Origin of the sequence: Candidatus Spongiihabitans sp. (assembly GCF_965247905.1) — a bacterium.
Lineage (GTDB): Bacteria > Pseudomonadota > Gammaproteobacteria > Arenicellales > Poriferihabitantaceae > Spongiihabitans.
Window position 1 is genome coordinate 2273532 of the sequence record NZ_OZ252047.1, and the last position, 18625, is coordinate 2292156.

Consider the following 18625-nt stretch of genomic DNA (forward strand, 5'->3'; position numbering starts at 1 on the left):
TTCGTGCTGTCTGTGTTTTGGCATGTATTTTTTGTGACTGGCGACTAATGGACTGGCATCTGCTCATTTCCCAAATGCTCAATGGCTTGCAGTTGGGGCTGTTGTTATTCTTGCTGGCTGCCGGGCTGACGCTGATCTTCGGCATCATGGATTTCATTAATCTTGCGCACGGCTCTTTTTATATGATCGGCGCTTTTTTTTGCGCCAGCCTGGTGGCGATAACCGGATCATTGATTTTCTCCATTGTGTTTGCGGTGATTGGGGTTTTTATCGTTGGCGCCGTGGTTGAACGGTTCATCGCCAGAAGACTCTACAAAAATGATCATCTCGATCATGTGCTGGTCACCTTCGGGCTGATTTTAGTATTCGATACCCTGGCGCATATGATTTGGGGTCCGGCCGGGGGTGTCATACCGCTCCCCGATGCCCTTAATGGTCAGGTTGAATTTGGCGGGTTTGTCATGCCCGCCTATCGGCTGCTCATTATTGTCGCTGGATTGATGGTGGCGGTTGGACTATATTTTCTGGTCACCCGATCCCGCCTTGGCATGTTGATACGGGCCGGGGCCTCGAATCGCGCCATGGTCAGCGCATTGGGGGTCAACATTGACCGTTTATATTTCGTTGTTTTTGCGATCGGTGCTGCTTTGGCCGGCTTTGCTGGCATGTTGATTGCGCCGATTACCGAGGCCAGCATCGGCATGGGCAATGAAATTATCATCGTTGCCTTTGTGGTGGTCATCGTCGGCGGGCTTGGCTCCATTAAAGGCGCATTTTACAGCGCCATTTTAATCGGATTTATCGACACCCTCGGCCGCTCTTATCTTGACGACCTGCTTAAATTGTTCGTCTCCAATCAATCCGCGGAAACCGCTGCGCCAGCATTATCCGCGATGATGATTTACCTATTAATGGCTGCGGTTTTGGTATTCAAGCCGCGCGGATTATTTCCGCCTGGCGGACTGAACAAATAATGTTCAGCCGCTTTAAATTCATCGCCGCCCGGGTGTATCTTGGCTTTGCATTACTGTTAGTCATCGCGCCGATGGTCACCTCGCTTACCGGCATGAGTTTTTATCTTGACCTGTTGACGCGCGTTTTAATCCTGGCGATGGCCGCGCTGAGCCTGAATTTAATAGTCGGTTTCGGCGGCATGGTCAGTCTCGGCCACGCCGCCTTTATCGGCATCGGCGCATACTGTGTCGGCATCCCGGCTTACTACGGCGTCCACAACGGCTTCGTTCATCTTGGGCTGGCGCTTGTATGCAGCGCCGTATTTGCGTTAATTACCGGCGCCATCTGCCTGCGTACCCGCGGCCTGTATTTTATTATGATTACGCTGGCGTTTGCGCAGATGCTGTATTTTACCTTTGTCAGCCTGGATGAATACGGCGCCGATGACGGCTTGGTAATCCATCAACGCAGTGAGTTTTCCGGGCTGCTGAACATGGAAAATTCGATCACTCTGTATTACACCGTTCTGGCCGTATTGCTGATCTTTTTTGGGTTGCTGCATAGATTGATACATGCGCGTTATGGCCGCGTGATTATTGGCAGCAAGCACAACGAACAGCGTATGCAGGCGCTTGGCTACAACACCTACAAATACAAATTGGTTTGTTATGTGATTTCCGGCAGCATGGCCGGGGTGGCCGGTTTTTTTCTGGGTAATTTCACCAACTACATCAGCCCGGAGATGATGGATTGGACGCATTCCAGCGAGTTGCTGTTCATGATTGTTATCGGCGGCACCGGCGGATTGTTTAGCCCGATTGTCGGCGCCGCCGTGTTTCTTTTGCTCGAGGAATTTTTATCCGGCATCACGGTTTACTGGCACTTGATTTTCGGCTTGCTGTTGATCGCGCTGGTGTTATTTGGCAAGGGTGGTTTGCATGGACTACTGCTGCGCTGGCAGGACGCGCGCCGCGCAAAAACGATGCACGGCGTTTCGCGATGATCCTGCAAGTGCAAAACCTGAATAAATCATTTGGCGGCATCAGCGCATCATCAGACCTTAATCTTGAGGTCGCAGAAGGACAAGTTCACGCCATCGTCGGGCCAAACGGCGCCGGCAAAACCACGCTGATCGCACAGCTTTGCGGGATGTTAAAACCCGATAGCGGAAACATCATATTTAACGGCAAAAATATCACCAAGGCCAGCGCATACCGACGCGCGCATATCGGCTTGGCGCGATCGTTCCAAATCACCAGTGTTATTTTGCCCATGACCGTGCTTGAAAATGTGATGCTCGCGGTGCAGTCGTTATCCGGTCATTCATTTCGGTTTTGGTCGCCGGCATTTCAGCAACACGATTGTCGGATGCGCGCGCAAAGTTATCTCGCCGATGTCGGCCTTGGGCAACGCGCCGACGCGCTCGCCGGTGAAATAGCCCATGGCGAGCAGCGACAATTGGAAATTGCCATGGCCCTGGCGCTAACGCCGCAGTTGCTGCTGCTGGATGAGCCGACTGCGGGCATGAGCAAGGACGAATCCGGAAACATGATTAAGTTGTTGCATAAACTGAAAGGTCAAATCACCATCTTGCTGATCGAACACGATATGGATGCCGTGTTCGCGTTGGCCGACACGACTTCGGTTTTGGTTAATGGACATATTATTGCCACCGGCAGCAGCGAACAAATTCGACAAAACCCGCAAGTGCAACGCGCCTATCTCGGAGATGCGCCGGCATGACGTTGGCGCTGAAAAACATCAACGCGTTTTACCGAAGCGGCCAGGTCTTGTTTGACCTTAGTCTGGAAATCAAGCGCGGCAGCGTGACCACCTTGCTCGGCAGAAACGGCATGGGCAAAACCACCATCGTCAATTCCATCATCGGCAACCTGCCGTGCAACGGCGGTGAAATAGTTTATAACAATGAAAAAATCGATGGCTTGCCGCCGTTCAAGATCGCGCAAAAGGGTATCGGCCTGGTGCCCGAAGGCAGGCAAATCTTTCCGAACCTGAATGTGCGGGAGAATCTGATTGCCACAGCAGCAAATTACAACTCATCGGCGGCCCCATGGAGCATGGAAAAGGTATTGGAATTATTTCCGCTGCTAAAAGATCGACTGCATCACATGGGTAATCAGCTTTCCGGAGGCGAACAGCAGATGCTGGCGATAGGACGAGGGTTGATGCTAAATCCACAGCTGTTGATACTGGACGAAGCGACCGAAGGCTTAGCCCCGCTTATGCGAAAGGAAATTTGGTGCCAGTTGGAAACAATAAAACAAACCGGCAAACAAACCGGCATTTCAATATTATTGATCGACAAAAACCTCGATGATCTGTGCAGAATTGCGGATTATCATTATATTATTGAAAAAGGGCGTGTCGTTTGGCAAGGTGATTCCGCGACCCTGAGGTCAAGGCCCGATCTAAAAGCAAGGTATCTGGGTGTTTAAAAGTTCAGGCACTCTTTTAAGTCGTTTCCAGTGAAAGCGTTTGTTATGTAACATTGACTACCCTTCTACATTTCGATTTACATTTTGGAAAGCTTGAACAGCCCAAAGACTGCTTCCTGATTGGTAGCGATGATATTTGTAAAACCACATAACGCCTATAGTGACCAGCGACGCTGGCGTATCGCAAAATCACCTTCTGGCGCAACACTTTGTCCTGTATTTCAACCTTTCTTCATCAGAAAATATTCTGATCCGGTTCGGTCAAATTCAAAGTGCAAATTTTTTTCGACAGAAAAGCCATTCTCTACAAGAATTTGCATCACCTTTTCTTTATTCCAATATTTGATCTTAAAATTATCGGTATATGTTTCTATCCGTCCATTTAAGTTTAAATGTATGTGTTCAGCGTATTGATAAATATCATCCTGAGGCGTTTCAGATATAGATACAGAACGATCCATTATCTGTGTTTTTATCCGATAACTCCGAAAAACAGATTCACCGGGAATATCAATGAGCAGGAGTCCGTCTGGCACAAGTGCATTCACTGCTGCTTGAATTGATTTTTTTAGTGATTTTTCATCCAACAGATACAGCAGAACTGTAAAAACACAGATAGCCATATCAAAAGAAGTGTCTGTTTTAAATTCCTGCATTGTCCCATTAAATATTTCAACGTGCGACGCACCTGACTTTCCTGTGAGTTGATCCAACATTTCTTTGCATGGCTCAACCGCCAAGACACTATATCCTTTTGAAGACAACGGTATCGAAAGCCGACCTGTTCCGGCTCCAAAATCTACAATTCGTGCCGGAGGACTAACGGCATTTGATATTGTTTCAATAGTAACACAGGTTAAGTCATCGTAACATGCACCAAACGACTGCTCATAGACTTCATCGTATATCCTCGCCCATGATGCATGTGGTTCTGGCATATCAGTGTCATACCGCATAATTCAGAATACGTTTGCGCAGAAGCCGACTTGTTACCTGCCCGATTTAATTGCTTGGCAGGCCTTTTCAAAACTGCGGCTTAAAGCCTCTGCGAATAAAAGCTTCTCTCGGTTTATGGACAACAATGGCGCGCTCGGATAGTTTACGTGCTTCAAACTTGATGCCGAACATTTCGAGACTGATCATTCCCGTCGTTCCGTTGACTAAAAAATCCACGACATAGCCTCTCCTTACCAGACCGGTGCTGCTCAGATCCATGCTGTCCCAATCAATCGGCTCTCCGGTCTCGCCGACAAACGGCGCTTCGTAACCCCCTTCAGTGCGATCCATTTCTTTGATATCCAAATATAATCCGATGGAAATCAACGCAACCAACGCGATCCCAATAATTGCAAAAATATTTATAAATGTTTTCATGTCTATGTCGCTCGCTTATCCGCGCAAATAACCGACCATTCCCGTAATTTTACCTCAAACGACAAACTCGCCATTGCCGGGCTTGTTGAAGGGAGTCTGGAATACTCGATGCCTTTTGTTTCACTGGATAGTTTTGGCAGCGCTCTTTTGCAATATTCTTTTTCCGCCTTTGTGCCATTAAAAAACACATGCTTTATATTTGGATGGCGATGATAAAAGGAAACGAAGTCATTTGCCACTATTGTGCTGTCAATGATCGCTGAGTCAAGACTTCCTTGCCGTTCACAAGTCTGCATGACATCCCATAACGCCATTTTATTATTTGTTAATATTCTAGTTCTTTCTGCGTAGATGGCGGCGTGTTCAAACTCCAACAGTCGCGCCATTATTTTCCAAAATGCGTTGTGCGGATTGCCGTAGTATTGTTTTTTGCGCAACGATTCCTCGCTCGGCATTGAGCCCAGGATCAACACCGTTGCCCGCGCATCGGCAATCGGCGGAAATCCTTGTTTCATGTTCTTGGTTCACGCTCTTGGTTCATGTTCTTGGTTTTGGTCCGACCACACCGCATACTCATTGCCATTGGGATCAGCAAAGTGGAAGCGACGACCGCCCGGAAAAGAAAATATGGGCTTTACGATCAAGCCGCCAGCATTCTCGATTTTAGCTTGGGTTTGCGCCAAGTCAGTGCTGTAAAAAACGATCAAGGCGCTGCCGGTTTCGGTGGAAGCCGCCAAGTCGGCTTGAAAAAAGCCGCCGTCAATACCTTGGTTGGAGAAAGTCGTATATGCAGGCCCATAGTCTACGAACGACCAACCGAATACGGTTGCAAAAAAATCTTTGGCGGCCGCAATATCCTTGGCCGGAAACTCGACGTAGTTTATTTTCTCGTGCTCATTCATTGTTTTGTCCTGCTTCTCTTGACCTTATGTCGCATAACGACCAAGCTCACCTAGTTAGCTGCTCGACGGCATATCTTCTGCATCGATGCCCGGCACGTAAGTGATACCGGCACGTTGCTTCCAATCGGCCGGGGAGGCCGCGTAGAAAATAATACACTTCTGATCGCACTCATATTTAACATGATTATCCTTGGGGACATACATCAAATCACCGCGATTGAGCACATAGTCAACCTCGTCGACGACCAAACGAAACGTGCCTTCAAGACAATAAATGAGTTCGTCGCAGGTTAAATCCCAAGGCACTGAGATTTGATTCAGGCAATTTATCCCGCCGCACATTGAGTCGCTGTGCTCGGTGGTCACAAACGGTTTTATAAAAGTGCCGTTAGCGGGCAAGTTGTCAATTCGATCTTGAATATCTGAAATTTTAAAACCGCTTGGCGCGGTCATCTGTTGCTCTCCAAATTATAATCGGGTTGATGTGGTTCGCAACCGCCACCAGAATCCTGCAACGGCGCCTACCCAAAAACTTTCTTTATATCTTCAAATTTTGCGGTGATGGCGTGCACGTTGGTGTAACCCATTTGCGTCAGGGTCAGGGCGGCGAGCGAGGCGCGTCCGCCGCCGCCGCAGTGCGTGAAAATCACCGTTTCCGGGTCAGGGCAAAGCGAGGGAACTTTCATTTCGATCAATCCGCGCGATATGTTTGTGGAGTCTGTCAGTTTGGATTGAGCCGCGCTGTTGGCCTCGCGAACATCAATGATTACGGCATTCCCGGTTTCATCGTATAGTGATTTAGCGGAGGCCGCATCAACACAGGATATCTGTGTTTGAGCTTCCGAGATGAGTTGGCCAGCGGTTTTAATCATGGTCGTTCCTGAAGATAGGGCCTGACGATAGGGCAGGCGAATTTCATCAAGGAATCGCCTGTTAAATTTTATGCATCAGGTTTCAATATCCGTTCCAGTTCACCGCTTTCATACAACTGGGTGACAATATCGCAACCGCCGACAAATTCGCCGCGAACATAGAGCTGGGGAACCGTCGGCCAGTTTGAATATTCCTTGATGCCTTCGCGCACCGCATGGTCCGCGAGGACATCTATCGATGCAAACCGGACATCGTAGGACTGCAGAATCTGCGTGGTGCGGCCGGAAAATCCGCATTGGGGAAAATCGGGATTGCCTTTCATAAAGAGAACGATGTCATTGCTGTCAATGATCTCTTTTAATTGTTCCTGAATTGACATAGTGGGCGCCTCTAAAAAATAGTCTGTTTTATATGGTGGTCATTATATCCCAAAAGCCCGGCCCGAAAGCATGGCCCAAAAGCCCGGCCCGAAATTATAACTCAGCCGACGTCAGCGTCTTCATCGACAACGCATGAATTTCGGATTTCATTTTATCTCCCAGCGCACTGTACACCATTTTATGACGTTGAATCAACGATTTTCCTTCAAAGTCCGGGCATACGATGGTCGCCTCAAAATGCTGCCCGTCGCCGTCAACGGTGACTTCACTGTTTTCCAACCCTTGGGAAATCCAGTTTTGTATGTCTTGGGGTGTGGCTGTCATGATTGACCTCAGGCCTGAAATAGCGCGGACAAGCCGCCAAGTTCGGCGATATCCAATAATTTTTTAGACGCATTGGTAACGCTCAATGTGGATGCCGATGCTTTTGCACAGGTTTGCCAATATACCAGCAACGCCAATCCGGCGCTGTCAATTTCATCGATTTCCCGCAAATCCACCCGGCACAAAGGCGCGGTAAACTCAGGGGTATTCATAAAAACCCTGGCGACTGATGCGGTGGTCAGTTTTCCTGCCAAACGAATATCCGCGCCGACCGTGGTCATTGTTACTGCCTTCGCACTATCGTTCATGATTATCGTTCATGGTCATGGCTAATCATTTTTGTCGTTATTGTCTTTTATGCCGGCAATCATTCCATCCAGCCCATCGCGGTGTATGAGCGCCTGAATGACCGCTCGATAATTCAACACCATATTCAAACTACCGACCGTCAGGTTATAGATTTTCCATTGGTGACTGTCATCCCGGCGGTCATCCTGAATAAGGGAGTAAACCACGGGCATTGCCCCCTGTTCGCTGAGGCTGACTGCGGTGTTCACGGTGCCAAATCTCACCCCTTTTTTCTCCTTAACGGCCGATTCGCCAAACTCGACGGTTTCATTGCCGGTGTATTGAAACAAGGCGGTGGCGTAGGTCACGATCAGCAGCCTTTTGAATTCATCGGCAAATTCCCGGCGTTGTTGTGCGCTGGCTTTCTTCCAATTCTTCGCCAACACCAACTTGGAGATATAGTCGAAGTCAAATAGCGGACTCGCGATTTCGTCCACCAACTCAAATAAATCGCTGTTATTGCCCTCCAATTGATCCCGTTTTTCGGAAAATTCCTCGAGCAACGAGTTCACCGTTTTTTCCACGATGAGTGCTGGATCATCGTTTGCACCGGCTTGCGGTGTCGCAAACAGCGTTAAAGAAATGGCTAATACAGCCAATAAATGCTTGATTTGAAACGGGTATTTTGTGTTCATTAATTTTCCTGTTGCGACTGGTCGTTGGAATTGTTTTTTCCCGGGTCTTTCCCCGGGTCTTTCCCCGGGTCTTTTCTCGAGTCTTTTCCAGGGTCTTTTCCTTGGCTAAACATGAACTGGCTAATCAAGGATTCAAGTTGTATCGCCGATTGGGTTAATTCCAATGTATCTCCTTGCTCAAGGTAAATATCGGAAAATCCCGGCGACAGCCCGACAAATTGCGCGCCCAGCAAGCCGGAGGTGAGAATTGATGCGCCGGTATCCACCGACAGGGTATCGTATTGTTTATCGATATCCAGCCCGACCACCGCCACGTAATCCTCCTTGTCAATCCAGATATCGCCGACCCGCCCGACCCGCACGCCGCCAATCATCACTGGCGCTTTTACGTTGAGTCCGCCGACGTTGTCGAATCTGGCTTCCAGCCGATAGGATTTATTCGCACCGCTGCCCGCGGCACTCACTTGCACCGCCAACATCACGAGCGCGGCAATGCCAACGAGCATGAAAATGCCCACCCATATCTCAATGTTTTTTCTTTGCACGGTTAAAAACCTCCAAACATTAGTGCAGTCAAAATATAATCACCGCCTAAAATGGCTAATGATGAAGTCACAACGGTTCGGGTGGTCGCCCGACTCACGCCTTCCGCAGTAGGCACCGCATGGTAACCTTCAAACAAGGCGATCCAAACCACGATAAAACCAAAAACGATGCTTTTGATTATCCCGTTCAATATATCATCAATCAAATCAACGCCGTTCTGCATAGACGACCAATAGACCCCGGCATCCAGGCCAAACTGGCCATGCCCGATAAGATAGCCGCCCACTATGCCAATCGCGCTCAGCATAGCCGCCAGCAACGGCATGGCAATCAGGCCGGCGACAAAGCGCGGGCCAATCACGCGCACCATCGGATCGACCGCCATCATCTCCATCGCCGCCAGTTGCTCGGTGGCTTTCATCAGCCCGATCTCGGCGGTCAGCGCCGAGCCGGCGCGTCCGGCGAACAATAGCGCGGCCAGCACCGGCCCCAACTCGCGCACCAGAAATAATGCCACCACCACGCCCAAACTGGATTCCGCGCTGAACGCGACCAATTGATAATAGCCTTGCAAACCCAACACCATGCCGACGAATAATCCGGAAAACAGGATGATCAACATGGTCAATACGCCAATCGCGTATAGTTGTTGAATGATCAACGAGCCTCTGGACAAACTATGAAACGCGCCACGCAGTGCCGACAGTAAAAACAGCACCGCGGCCCCGAGTCGAGATACAAAGCCTATGCCCCATCGGCCCAGGCTGGCGATCAGGTTCATCGCGGCTGGCTCAGCATATCCGCGGCTGGTTCATCATATCCGTGCAGATCCGTCAAATAATCATTGGCCGGATAGTGATACCGCACCGGCCCATCGGGCAACCCATTCATGAATTGCTTGATGCCCGGTTGCTGGCTACTGGTCATTTGCTGCGCCGTGCCCTGCCCGGCAACCACGCCGTTATCCAGCAAATAAACATAGTCGGCAATGTTGCAGCCTTCCGCGACATCGTGAGTGACCACGACCGAGGTAATGCCCAGCGCATCATTGAGCCGGCGAATCAAGTGCATAATCACGCCCTTGGAAATGGGATCGAGACCGACAAAAGGCTCGTCATACATAATCAATTCAGGGTCAAGGGCGATCGCTCTGGCCAGCGACACCCGCCGCACCATCCCTCCCGAAAGCTCGGACGGCATTAAATCCCGGGCGCCGCGCAAGCCGACCATTTCCAGTTTCATGATCACCAGTATCCGAATCAACGCTTCCGGCAAGTCGGTTTGCTCCCTGAATGGAAACGCGACATTGTCAAATACGCTCAAATCCGTTAACAGCGCGCTGTTTTGAAACAGCATGCCCATTTTGCGGCGCATTGCAAATAATGCCGCACTGTGGCGCGCCGGCACCGGGGCGGCATCGAATATTAATTCACCCGAGTCGGCCTGCAATCTCCCGCCCAGCAAACTCAAAAATGTGGATTTTCCACAGCCACTGGGGCCCAATATCACCGTTACCTTTGCGCGCGGAATCGTTAGATTCAAGCCGCGATATACGTTGCGCTCACCGAATGAAAAATGAATGTTTTTAGCCTCAACAATGGGGTTGTCGAAAAGTCCGGATTCGGCGGCAGGGGGCGTCATATCCAAAGTGTTATATTAACGATGATTGTTTGATAAGATTTTGTCCGCTTATGGACGCTAACACTACGCGGCCACCACGAAATATAATGGTTCAAGATACTTTAAGCGGTCGATTTCGGATAGATTTTAGCAGATATTGACACCTATTTTCGTGGCGCATATTGAAGCGAAACTCACACTCTTTCAAAGGAGTCCGGCTACGCCGGACGACATATTTTAACTGGATTCCCGCCTGCGGCGAGAATGACGGCAGGGAGGGCGATTTTTTCCGCCTGCGCGAGAATGACAAATAAGGGTTGTCATTGCCCGGCCCATATTATTATTATTGGCCGGGCAATCCAGTTATTAAACCGTTCGGCGTAGCCGAACTCCTTATTATCGCGGCTTCGCCGCGTCTGGATTCCCGCCTGCCAGCGAGAATGACGGCAGGGAGGATGCGTAGCCAAACTTTTTTTCTCGGTTACTTTTGGCATCTCAACTCGCTTTTGTCCTCTCAATTCACCATTGCCTATCATTTGTCATTGCCCGGCCCATATTATTATTGGCCGGGCAATCCAGTGGAATATGCCGTCCGGCGTGGCCGGACTCCTTCGTAGAATCGCCCTGAATTTATTCTCCGAAATTCGGCAGCGAATGACATGCTTGTTTTTCATTTATTGAACAATTAGGTATGACCATTTCACTATACCTTAAAGTATCTTGAACCAATATAATTGTAGAGAGGTTATTCATGTTAATCGATTCGTATTAACGTTAGCTGAAGCCAGCAAAATTTCCGGGCTTGTCAACGGACTGCGGTAATTGTTTTCAGGTTTTGTTGCGGCGTGGACATGCCGGCTAATCGGGAAAGGATTTGCCGTTTAATGCCTTCGGCGTCCAAGCCGATGGCCGCGAGTTGTTGCTGTTGGCTGCCTTGATCGAGATGTTTATCGGGAATGCCTAAATTCAAAATGGCGACCTGGCGATTATTTTTCGCCATGCACTCGTTCACCGCGGAACCGGCGCCGCCCATCACCACATTCTCCTCAACCGTCACCAGCAATGAGCAGGCGTCGGCCAAGGTCAAAATCAATGGCTCATCCAACGGCTTGACAAAGCGCATGTTCACGACCGTGGCATTGAGCGCGTCACCGACCTCAACGGCGGGCGTCAGCATCGTTCCGAAAGCCAAAATCGCGACCCCCCCCTTTGTGTTTCCTGTGGTTTTTCGACGAACTTCCGCCTGGCCAATCGCGAGCGAGTTCATCTTGGTTTTTTCCGCCGCGCCAGGCCCGCCGCCGCGCGGGTATCGCACCGCGGCCGGTCCGGCGTGTTGATAACCGGTATAGAGCATGTTGCGACATTCGGCCTCGTCCGCCGGGGCCATGACCACCATGCCGGGAATGCATCGCAGAAAGGAATAGTCGTAGGCGCCGGCGTGGGTGGCGCCATCGGCGCCGACCAGCCCGGCGCGGTCGATGGCAAATAAAACATCCAGATTCTGGAGTGTAATATCGTGAATCAACTGATCGTAAGCGCGCTGTAAAAACGTGGAATAAATCGCCACCACCGGCTTTAATCCTGCGCACGCCAAGCCGGCGGCGAAGGTCAGCGAATGTTGCTCGGCGATGCCGACATCAAAGTATCGATCTGGGAATTCCTGCGAAAACCGCACCAAGCCCGAACCTTCGCGCATGGCCGGCGTAATCCCAATCAGTTTTTTATCCTGTGCCGCCATGTCGCACAACCAGTCGCTGAATACATGGGTATAAGTTCGGCCTTTTTTCTTTTTTTCGATTTTTCCGGTATCCGGATTAAATGGCGTGACCCCGTGAAACACGCAGGGATCTCCCTCAGCTGGCTCAAATCCTTTTCCCTTCTGCGTGACCACATGCAAAAATCGCGGTCCCTTCATTTTCCGCATATTTTTTAACGTGGTCACCGTAGTCTGAATATTGTGTCCGTCAATCGGGCCGATGTAATAAAACCCGAGTTCCTCGAACAATGTGCTCGGCATCACCATGCCTTTCAAATGCTCTTCCCAGCGCCGCGCATAGTTTTTGATCGATGGCGGCAATGTGCTCAAAACCGTCTTGCTACCTTCGCGCACCGTCGAATAAGCATGGCCGGAAAGAATTCTGGCGAGGTAATTTGAAATGGCGCCGACATTCCTGGATATGGACATTTCGTTGTCATTCAAAATGACCAGCAAATTGGCGTCAAGATCGCCGGCGTTGTTCAATGCTTCGAACGCCATGCCGCCGGTCAGCGCGCCATCGCCGATGATCGCGACCACTTCGCGCGCGACGCCCTCTCGCCCGGCCGCAACCGCCATGCCCAGCGCTGCGCTGATGGAGGTGCTGGCATGGCCGGCGCCGAAGGCGTCGTATTCGCTTTCGCTGCGTTTCAGAAAGCCGGACAGCCCCTGGTACTGGCGAATGGTATGGAAACGATCGCGGCGGCCGGTTAGAATTTTATGCGGATAGGCTTGGTGACCAATATCCCATACCAGACGATCTTCGGGGGTGTTGAACACATAATGCAGGGCGATGGTCAATTCTATGGTGCCAAGACCCGGGGCCAAATGACCGCCGGTTTGGGCGGTCATTTCAATCAAGTATTTTCTAAGCTCAACCGCAAGCGCGGCCAGTTGATCTCGATTCAGTTCTCTTAACTGGCTCGGATCATCAATGCCAAATAATAAAGGATAGCGGGCGCTGCCGTCGGGCATCTGCTGGTTCATCAGTGGCTGCGGGTTACGACAAATTGTGCGAGTTGTTCAAGGAATCGCCCATTATCCCCTAAACCTTGAATCGATTCGATAGCCTGCGCGGCGGTTTTATGCGCCTGGGCTCGGGCCGCATCCACGCCCAGCAACGAGACATAGGTGGCTTTACTCAGTTTATGATCCGAGTTGCTGGATTTTCCCAAGGTCGCGCTATCCGCGGTATGGTCGAGTATATCGTCAGCGATTTGAAAGGCCAGCCCGATGGCTGAGGCGTATTGCGCCAGTTTTTCCAACAACGCCGGATCAATGCGCCGCGCCGTCAAGCCGCCCATGATCGCCGCGGCTTTGATCAAGGCGCCGGTTTTGAGTCGATGAATTTGCACTAAGTCTTGGTATGCAATGGCGTTGCCGGTCGCTTCCATGTCCAACGCCTGGCCGCCGGCCATGCCCACTGCGCCAATGGCGCGGGCCAGCTCTTGCACCATGTGCAGCCGTTGCAGCGGCGGAAGGTCATGCTTCTGTTTGTCATGCTCGTGCCCAGACGCCAAAATCTCGAACGCGCGCGACTGCAAGGCATCCCCAACCAACACGGCAGTGGCCTGATCAAAAGCGATGTGGCAAGCAGCGCGTCCGCGCCGCAGATCAGCATCGTCCATTAGCGGAAGATCATCGTGGACTAAAGAGTAAGCGTGCGCCATTTCCACCGCGCAGGCCGGGATGTCCAATTGCGCCGGATTCGCGCCGGCAATCTCGCCGCAAGCATACACCAGCATTGCCCGCAAGCGTTTGCCGCCGCCGAGGCATGCGTATTCCATCGCCTGGTGCAGTCGTGCGGAGGCTTTTGCCGGCCGGTTCAGCGGGTTGATTAGCCTGGCTTGGAGCGCTTGTTGCGCACGCTGGCGGTAACGCTCGCAAACGGATTCAAACTCACTCAACTACACTTCACCCTTTGGCATAATATGATTAGAGAGGGCGCAAGCATTCTGTTTGTTTAAGGTTTGGGGTTTCAGTTATGCCCGTTTCCTTTAAAGAGGACATGAGAGAGGGGCATGCTCATGCGCAATCGTCATGCTCCATCGTCATGGTCAAGCTAATGCGCATCATCATCCCCGCCGTCCAGGTCATCGTCCAGGTCATCGTCCTGATCATCATCCTGGTCATATTCCAGCGGCTCAAGTTTATAGGCGCCGTGTTTTTTAACCAGTTTTTCCACTCTTTGCTGCGCCTGCTCCAAACTTTTTTGACACTGTTCAGACAACACCATGCCACGCTCAAAATCCTTGAGCGTATCCTCCAGAGTTTGTTCGCCCTGTTCCATGCGCTGCACGATCTTCTCCAACTCGGCAAGCGATTTTTCAAAATCCGGCATTTTATTGTGTTTGGATTGGGGCATTTTGTTCACAAATGAGGATTGATTTAATCGGTCTATAGTATCAAATTTGACGTGCTGATGGGACAGTAATGGATAAGTTATCGCCAAGTTATAGATGGGGGCATGGCGAACATCATCAGCGCGTCAACCCTCATTTTTTAGCCGATCAAAGACAAATAATCATGAATTTTTTGCTGGATTTTTTTTTAGCCCGCGATCAATCTGCGTTATCATCCAGCGCTAAAATTGCGCCCCATTCTATGACCCCCGCTTAATGCCCAACTCCTACACCGCATCCGCCATCGAAGTGCTTACCGGTATCGAGCCGGTGCGCAGACGGCCGGGCATGTACACCGACACAGAGCGGCCGAATCACCTCGTCCATGAGGTTATCGACAACAGTGTTGACGAAGCCATTGCCGGTCACGCGGACACCATCGAAGTGCATCTGCACCGGGATGGTTCGGTCACGGTTGCCGATAATGGCCGCGGAATGCCGGTTGACATACACCGCGAAGAAGGCGTCAGCGGCGTGGAATTGATCATGACCCGGCTGCATGCCGGCGGCAAGTTTTCCGGGCAACACTACCAGCACTCAGGCGGTTTGCACGGCGTTGGGGTTTCGGTGGTCAATGCATTATCAACCGATCTGGAGGTCTGGATTCGCAGAAACGGCGAACAGCATCATATCAGTTTCGCTAACGGCGAAAAAAAGACCGACCTCAAAGTCACCGGAAAAATCGCCAAAAAAGTGACCGGCACGACCATTCGTTTTCATCCAGATGCCGAGTATTTCGACTCGCCCAAGTTTCATGTTGCCCGGCTGAAACGCGTATTGCGCGCAAAAGCGGTGCTCTGCCCAGGTTTATGCGTCAGTTTTCTCGACGACAACAATGAGCGCAACAACCAGAGTTGGCAATACCAGAATGGGCTGCAACAATATCTTTGCGATTATTTAGCGGACGCCGAACGGGTTCCGGCGACGCCGTATATCGGCCGGCATCGCGGTGACGATGGCGCACTGGCCGGCCAGTTGGACAGCAAATTAGCCAGCCAGTTGGCCAGCGAGTTGGAATGGGCCGTCGCCTGGGTAACCGATGGCGGGGAATGCGTCACCGAAAGCTATGTCAATCTGGTGCCCACGGTCCAGGGCGGCACCCACGTCACTGGATTCAGAAGCGGGTTGACCGAAGCCATCCGGGAATTCTGCGAGTTTCGCGGCGCGCTGCCGCGCGGTGTGAAATTAGCCGCGGAAGATGTCTGGGCGAACTGTGCTTATATCCTCTCTATTCGCATCAATGAACCCCAGTTCAGCGGTCAAACCAAAGACCGATTGTCCTCGCGGGAAACCGCCTCCATGGTGCAGACTGCGGTCAAGGACGCTTTTGGGCTGTGGCTGAATCAGCATTTTAGCGATGCTGAAAAAATCGCCCAAATCGCCATCGACAATGCCCAGCGTCGATTGCGCGCCGGAAAACGAGTGCAACGCAAAAAGATTACCAGCGGTCCGGCGCTGCCCGGGAAACTCGCGGATTGCACCAGCGATGATCTGGAAATGACCGAATTATTTTTAGTGGAGGGCGATTCGGCCGGCGGCTCGGCAAAACAGGCGCGCGACCGAATCTTCCAAGCCGTGATGCCGTTGCGGGGAAAGATTCTGAATACCTGGGAAGTGATGTCCACCGAGGTGCTGGCCTCGCAAGAAGTGCATGATATCGCGGTCGCGTTGGGCGTCGACCCAGGCGTCGATGATTTATCCGGACTGCGCTACGGCCGAATTTGTATTTTAGCCGATGCGGATTCTGACGGTGCCCATATCGCCACCTTGCTGTGCGCGCTTTTCCTGCGCCATTTCCCGGCGTTGGTGGAAGCCGGCAGAGTATGTATTGCGATGCCGCCGCTGTTTCGGATCGATGTCGCCAAAAAAGTTTACTATGCGCTGGACGAATCAGATAAAAACGCGATTCTCGAACAGATTGAATCCGAAAAAATCCGCGGCAAAGTCAATATACAGCGATTCAAGGGGCTCGGCGAAATGAATCCTCCCCAACTTCGGGAAACCACAATGAATCCCGCTACCCGCAGTTTGCTGCAACTCGAAGTCAAGCCCGGGGACGGCACGCACTCATTGATGGACCTGCTGCTGGCTAAAAAGCGCGCTCCCGACCGAAAAGCCTGGCTCAACGACAAAGGCGACAAGGCGGATATGGCGTAGCGGCGGCGCGGCACGGCACGATGGAAGTTATTGATGTCACAAGCCCGGCGCGCCCCGCCGCCGGGTAGACGGCGTGGTCGTGGCTAATTTGTGCAGATTACTCTTCATCTTTCAATCTCCTCTGGACATGTTGGATGCCTAATGATACACGAAAAAAATCGTAGTAATCAGAAGGCACCCTACACGCAAGCGGGGGTGCGGAAATTGCCTCATGATCCTGTTCGGGCTCAGACACATAAGAGACTGTTAACCTGGTCCGGCTAGTGCGCTTAAAGCAGGTCAGGCCGGCGGCGTCGGAAGTTGGACTTTAGTCCCGCCATCTTGGCAATGGCTCGGCGAGGCTGAAGCCTCACTTCCGAGGGCCGTTGACGGTGACCGCGATCAACCAGGAACTGGTCCATTACCAGTGGACCTATAATCATTGCCGACCACACGATAGTTTGGATTTAATGACGCCGATGGCGTATTATCGGCATCCCACCTTGGCGACCTGATTTTGTCTCATATGTGGTGAACCCGGACAATCCGGTCGGCCTGGCCCTGATTATGGCCATGATCATGGTCATGACTTAAGCGTTGAAAACACGGCGTCCGCTGCTTCGATGGTTTGGTCGATGTCGGCGTTGGTGTGCGCCGCGGATACAAATCCGGCTTCAAAGGCGGACGGCGCCAGGTAGATTCCGCGCCGCAACATGCCATGGAAAAAGCGCTTGAATCTTTCGCGGTCGCAGGCCATGACCTCGGCGAAGGTGGCGACCGGAGCGCGCTCGGTGAAGAACAGCCCGAACATCCCGCCCACGCGGTTCGCGCTCAGGCCGATTGCGTGCATCGCCGCGGCGCGCAAAATGCCGTCCGTCAATCTTTTGGTGCGCGCGCTTAAGGCCGCGTAAAACCCGGCGCGCGCGACCGCTTCAAGCGTCGCCAAGCCGGCCGCCATCGCCACCGGATTGCCGGACAAGGTGCCAGCCTGGTACACCCCGCCCTGCGGCGCCAGATGTGCCATGATCTCGCTGCGCCCGCCAAAAGCCCCCACCGGCAAGCCGCCGCCGATGATTTTCCCCAGCGTGGTCAAGTCGCCATGCACGCCATACAGCCCTTGCGCGCCTTGCGCACCGACCCGAAAGCCGGTCATCACCTCGTCCATGATCAACACGCTTCCGTATTGATCGCATAACGCGCGCAGCCCCGGCAAAAACCCTTCCACGGGCGCAACGCAGTTCATGTTGCCGGCCACCGGCTCCACTATCACCGCCGCAATGTCGCCACCGACCTCGGCGAAAATCGCGGCCGCCGAATCCAGGTCGTTGAAGGTCGCGGTCAAAGTGTGCTCGGCCATTGAATGAGGCACCCCGGGCGAAGTCGGCACGCCAAAAGTCAGCGCCCCGGAGCCGGCTTTGACCAATAGGCCATCGGCGTGACCATGGTAGCAACCTTCAAACTTGATCACTTTGTCGCGACCGGTGAAGCCGCGAGCCAGCCGACAAGCGGACATGGTCGCTTCGGTGCCGGAGTTGACCATGCGGATTTTTTCGATCCACGGCAGGCGTGCGCAAATCAACTCCGCCAGCTCGGTTTCAAGCCGCGTCGGCGCGCCAAAACTTAAGCCCGATTGGCATTGCTTTCGCACCGCTTGAATCACGTTTTTATCGGCATGCCCCAGAATCATCGGCCCCCACGAACCGACATAATCAATGTATTCCTGGCCATCCTCGGCGGTCAGGCGCGCGCCGTCGCCGCGCTTGATGAAGACCGGCGCGCCGCCAACCGACTTGAACGCCCGCACCGGCGAATTCACGCCGCCGGCAATGACTTTTTTGGCTTGCTTGAACAGCGCCGAATTTTTCATCGTGATTTTCTCAGGTAAGCGCGGACAAATAAACAGGGAATGACAGGCTAAA

At 52.1% G+C, this 18625-nt stretch carries 24 protein-coding genes; 7 read left to right on the forward strand and 17 right to left on the reverse strand.

The genetic code is table 11. From position 1 onward, the window contains the following. The first annotated feature begins 47 nt into the window (after positions 1-47). From ACP158_RS11800 to ACP158_RS11815, 4 genes are read left to right on the forward strand one after another with little or no spacing between them, the layout of a single operon-like run. Entirely contained in the window at positions 48-974 is a 927-nt protein-coding gene (locus tag ACP158_RS11800; protein ID WP_424946316.1) for a branched-chain amino acid ABC transporter permease, read from the forward strand. Continuing rightward, complete coding sequence (locus tag ACP158_RS11805; protein WP_424946317.1) at positions 974-1957, forward strand: branched-chain amino acid ABC transporter permease; 984 nt, start codon at positions 974-976, stop codon at positions 1955-1957. The genes ACP158_RS11800 and ACP158_RS11805 overlap by 1 nt, the downstream gene beginning before the upstream one ends. After that, entirely contained in the window at positions 1954-2697 is a 744-nt protein-coding gene (locus ACP158_RS11810; protein ID WP_424946318.1) for an ABC transporter ATP-binding protein, read from the forward strand. The genes ACP158_RS11805 and ACP158_RS11810 overlap by 4 nt, the downstream gene beginning before the upstream one ends. Beyond that, a complete protein-coding gene (locus tag ACP158_RS11815) occupies positions 2694-3410 on the forward strand; it encodes an ABC transporter ATP-binding protein (RefSeq protein ID WP_424946319.1) in 717 nt (238 codons plus the stop codon). The genes ACP158_RS11810 and ACP158_RS11815 overlap by 4 nt, the downstream gene beginning before the upstream one ends. 221 nt (positions 3411-3631) lie before the next feature. Here the strand turns inward: ACP158_RS11815 and ACP158_RS11820 are convergent, their stop codons facing one another. The 13 genes from ACP158_RS11820 to ACP158_RS11880 all read right to left on the reverse strand — a co-directional run bounded on the left by ACP158_RS11820 (position 3632) and on the right by ACP158_RS11880 (position 10433). Further along, complete coding sequence (locus tag ACP158_RS11820; protein ID WP_424946320.1) at positions 3632-4348, reverse strand: class I SAM-dependent methyltransferase; 717 nt, start codon at positions 4346-4348, stop codon at positions 3632-3634. An 85-nt stretch (positions 4349-4433) separates the two neighbouring features. Beyond that, on the reverse strand, positions 4434-4784 hold the full coding sequence (locus ACP158_RS11825) for a hypothetical protein (protein ID WP_424946321.1): 351 nt from the start codon (positions 4782-4784) through the stop codon (positions 4434-4436). Between the two features lie 2 nt (positions 4785-4786). Next, on the reverse strand, positions 4787-5299 hold the full coding sequence (locus ACP158_RS11830) for a DNA-deoxyinosine glycosylase (RefSeq protein WP_424946322.1): 513 nt from the start codon (positions 5297-5299) through the stop codon (positions 4787-4789). Positions 5300-5308: 9 nt separating this feature from the next. Next, positions 5309-5686, reverse strand: a complete 378-nt coding sequence (locus ACP158_RS11835; protein WP_424946323.1) for a VOC family protein — start codon at positions 5684-5686, stop codon at positions 5309-5311. A 54-nt stretch (positions 5687-5740) separates the two neighbouring features. Further along, the gene (locus ACP158_RS11840) at positions 5741-6139 is read right to left on the reverse strand and encodes a cupin domain-containing protein (RefSeq protein ID WP_424946324.1); all 399 of its coding nucleotides are present in this window, start codon (positions 6137-6139) and stop codon (positions 5741-5743) included. A gap of 68 nt (positions 6140-6207) precedes the next feature. Further along, positions 6208-6558, reverse strand: a complete 351-nt coding sequence (locus ACP158_RS11845) for a rhodanese-like domain-containing protein (protein ID WP_424946325.1) — start codon at positions 6556-6558, stop codon at positions 6208-6210. Positions 6559-6626: 68 nt separating this feature from the next. Next, complete coding sequence (gene grxD, locus ACP158_RS11850) at positions 6627-6938, reverse strand: Grx4 family monothiol glutaredoxin (protein ID WP_424946326.1); 312 nt, start codon at positions 6936-6938, stop codon at positions 6627-6629. 94 nt (positions 6939-7032) lie between these two features. Further along, positions 7033-7263: a BolA family protein gene (locus tag ACP158_RS11855; protein ID WP_424946327.1), complete on the reverse strand. Its 231-nt coding sequence runs from the start codon at positions 7261-7263 to the stop codon at positions 7033-7035. An 8-nt stretch (positions 7264-7271) separates the two neighbouring features. Then, complete coding sequence (locus tag ACP158_RS11860; RefSeq protein ID WP_424946328.1) at positions 7272-7571, reverse strand: STAS domain-containing protein; 300 nt, start codon at positions 7569-7571, stop codon at positions 7272-7274. Positions 7572-7592: 21 nt separating this feature from the next. Beyond that, a complete protein-coding gene (locus ACP158_RS11865; RefSeq protein WP_424946329.1) occupies positions 7593-8246 on the reverse strand; it encodes an MlaC/ttg2D family ABC transporter substrate-binding protein in 654 nt (217 codons plus the stop codon). Further along, positions 8246-8791 (reverse strand): outer membrane lipid asymmetry maintenance protein MlaD, encoded by a 546-nt coding sequence (mlaD, locus tag ACP158_RS11870; RefSeq protein ID WP_424946330.1) that lies wholly within the window; start codon positions 8789-8791, stop codon positions 8246-8248. The genes ACP158_RS11865 and mlaD overlap by 1 nt, the downstream gene beginning before the upstream one ends. Before the next feature lie 2 nt (positions 8792-8793). Further along, positions 8794-9573, reverse strand: a complete 780-nt coding sequence (mlaE, locus tag ACP158_RS11875; RefSeq protein WP_424946331.1) for a lipid asymmetry maintenance ABC transporter permease subunit MlaE — start codon at positions 9571-9573, stop codon at positions 8794-8796. Beyond that, positions 9570-10433: an ABC transporter ATP-binding protein gene (locus tag ACP158_RS11880; RefSeq protein ID WP_424946332.1), complete on the reverse strand. Its 864-nt coding sequence runs from the start codon at positions 10431-10433 to the stop codon at positions 9570-9572. Before ACP158_RS11880 ends, mlaE begins: the two co-directional genes overlap by 4 nt. Positions 10434-10735: 302 nt before the next feature. Between ACP158_RS11880 and ACP158_RS11885 the strand changes: the two genes are divergently transcribed. Beyond that, positions 10736-11029: a hypothetical protein gene (locus tag ACP158_RS11885; protein WP_424946333.1), complete on the forward strand. Its 294-nt coding sequence runs from the start codon at positions 10736-10738 to the stop codon at positions 11027-11029. 188 nt (positions 11030-11217) lie between these two features. On the opposite strand, the gene dxs is transcribed toward ACP158_RS11885, so the two are convergent. The 3 genes from dxs to ACP158_RS11900 form a co-directional block, all read right to left on the reverse strand. Continuing rightward, the gene (dxs, locus tag ACP158_RS11890; RefSeq protein ID WP_424946334.1) at positions 11218-13143 is read right to left on the reverse strand and encodes a 1-deoxy-D-xylulose-5-phosphate synthase; all 1926 of its coding nucleotides are present in this window, start codon (positions 13141-13143) and stop codon (positions 11218-11220) included. A gap of 11 nt (positions 13144-13154) precedes the next feature. Next, positions 13155-14075 carry a polyprenyl synthetase family protein gene (locus ACP158_RS11895; protein WP_424946335.1) on the reverse strand — a complete coding sequence of 307 codons (921 nt, stop codon included), beginning with the start codon at positions 14073-14075 and terminating at the stop codon, positions 13155-13157. Positions 14076-14230: 155 nt separating this feature from the next. After that, the gene (locus ACP158_RS11900; RefSeq protein WP_424946336.1) at positions 14231-14533 is read right to left on the reverse strand and encodes an exodeoxyribonuclease VII small subunit; all 303 of its coding nucleotides are present in this window, start codon (positions 14531-14533) and stop codon (positions 14231-14233) included. Positions 14534-14786: 253 nt separating this feature from the next. Here ACP158_RS11900 and parE point away from each other — a divergent pair, with 253 nt between their 5' ends. Together parE and ACP158_RS11910 are read left to right on the forward strand one after the other, a co-directional pair. Further along, positions 14787-16727 (forward strand): DNA topoisomerase IV subunit B, encoded by a 1941-nt coding sequence (gene parE, locus ACP158_RS11905; RefSeq protein ID WP_424946337.1) that lies wholly within the window; start codon positions 14787-14789, stop codon positions 16725-16727. A gap of 371 nt (positions 16728-17098) precedes the next feature. Further along, a complete protein-coding gene (locus ACP158_RS11910) occupies positions 17099-17221 on the forward strand; it encodes a hypothetical protein (protein WP_424946338.1) in 123 nt (40 codons plus the stop codon). 68 nt (positions 17222-17289) lie between these two features. Here ACP158_RS11910 and hemL read toward each other — a convergent pair whose 3' ends face one another. Continuing rightward, positions 17290-18573 (reverse strand): glutamate-1-semialdehyde 2,1-aminomutase, encoded by a 1284-nt coding sequence (hemL, locus tag ACP158_RS11915; RefSeq protein WP_424946339.1) that lies wholly within the window; start codon positions 18571-18573, stop codon positions 17290-17292. Positions 18574-18625 lie beyond the last annotated feature (52 nt).

Coding starts and splice junctions, on each gene's coding strand:
- ACP158_RS11800 (WP_424946316.1), top strand. CDS start 48: ATGGACTGGCATCTGCTCATTTCCCAAATGCTCAATGGCTTGCAGTTG.
- ACP158_RS11805 (WP_424946317.1), top strand. CDS start 974: ATGTTCAGCCGCTTTAAATTCATCGCCGCCCGGGTGTATCTTGGCTTT.
- ACP158_RS11810 (WP_424946318.1), top strand. CDS start 1,954: ATGATCCTGCAAGTGCAAAACCTGAATAAATCATTTGGCGGCATCAGC.
- ACP158_RS11815 (WP_424946319.1), top strand. CDS start 2,694: ATGACGTTGGCGCTGAAAAACATCAACGCGTTTTACCGAAGCGGCCAG.
- ACP158_RS11820 (WP_424946320.1), bottom strand. CDS start 4,348: ATGCCAGAACCACATGCATCATGGGCGAGGATATACGATGAAGTCTAT.
- ACP158_RS11825 (WP_424946321.1), bottom strand. CDS start 4,784: ATGAAAACATTTATAAATATTTTTGCAATTATTGGGATCGCGTTGGTT.
- ACP158_RS11830 (WP_424946322.1), bottom strand. CDS start 5,299: ATGAAACAAGGATTTCCGCCGATTGCCGATGCGCGGGCAACGGTGTTG.
- ACP158_RS11835 (WP_424946323.1), bottom strand. CDS start 5,686: ATGAATGAGCACGAGAAAATAAACTACGTCGAGTTTCCGGCCAAGGAT.
- ACP158_RS11840 (WP_424946324.1), bottom strand. CDS start 6,139: ATGACCGCGCCAAGCGGTTTTAAAATTTCAGATATTCAAGATCGAATT.
- ACP158_RS11845 (WP_424946325.1), bottom strand. CDS start 6,558: ATGATTAAAACCGCTGGCCAACTCATCTCGGAAGCTCAAACACAGATA.
- grxD (WP_424946326.1), bottom strand. CDS start 6,938: ATGTCAATTCAGGAACAATTAAAAGAGATCATTGACAGCAATGACATC.
- ACP158_RS11855 (WP_424946327.1), bottom strand. CDS start 7,263: ATGACAGCCACACCCCAAGACATACAAAACTGGATTTCCCAAGGGTTG.
- ACP158_RS11860 (WP_424946328.1), bottom strand. CDS start 7,571: ATGAACGATAGTGCGAAGGCAGTAACAATGACCACGGTCGGCGCGGAT.
- ACP158_RS11865 (WP_424946329.1), bottom strand. CDS start 8,246: ATGAACACAAAATACCCGTTTCAAATCAAGCATTTATTGGCTGTATTA.
- mlaE (WP_424946331.1), bottom strand. CDS start 9,573: ATGAACCTGATCGCCAGCCTGGGCCGATGGGGCATAGGCTTTGTATCT.
- ACP158_RS11880 (WP_424946332.1), bottom strand. CDS start 10,433: ATGACGCCCCCTGCCGCCGAATCCGGACTTTTCGACAACCCCATTGTT.
- dxs (WP_424946334.1), bottom strand. CDS start 13,143: ATGCCCGACGGCAGCGCCCGCTATCCTTTATTATTTGGCATTGATGAT.
- ACP158_RS11900 (WP_424946336.1), bottom strand. CDS start 14,533: ATGCCCCAATCCAAACACAATAAAATGCCGGATTTTGAAAAATCGCTT.
- parE (WP_424946337.1), top strand. CDS start 14,787: ATGCCCAACTCCTACACCGCATCCGCCATCGAAGTGCTTACCGGTATC.
- hemL (WP_424946339.1), bottom strand. CDS start 18,573: ATGAAAAATTCGGCGCTGTTCAAGCAAGCCAAAAAAGTCATTGCCGGC.